Origin of the sequence: Pseudomonas sp. SIMBA_068 (genome assembly GCF_046534705.1) — a bacterium.
Classification (GTDB): domain Bacteria; phylum Pseudomonadota; class Gammaproteobacteria; order Pseudomonadales; family Pseudomonadaceae; genus Aquipseudomonas; species Aquipseudomonas putida.
In genome coordinates, this window is the sequence record NZ_JAWRYI010001563.1 from 1 (window position 1) to 239 (window position 239).

Here is a 239-nt window from a genome sequence, read left to right on the forward strand (position 1 = left end):
TGGGTTGAAGCACCAATCAAACGGAACAGGATGCAAAAATGGTTACTTTCCACACCAATCACGGCGATATTGTCATCAAAACTTTTGACGATAAAGCACCTGAAACAGTTAAAAACTTCCTGGACTACTGCCGCGAAGGTTTTTACAACAACACCATTTTCCACCGTGTTATCAACGGCTTTATGATTCAGGGCGGCGGTTTTGAACCGGGCATGAAACAAAAAGCCACCAAAGAACCG

General features: G+C 43.9%; 1 protein-coding gene. It reads left to right on the top strand.

The features are described from left to right. Positions 1–38: 38 nt before the first annotated feature. A partial coding sequence (locus SB756_RS34935; protein WP_410913864.1) for a peptidylprolyl isomerase occupies positions 39–239 on the top strand: 201 nt, incomplete at its 3' end.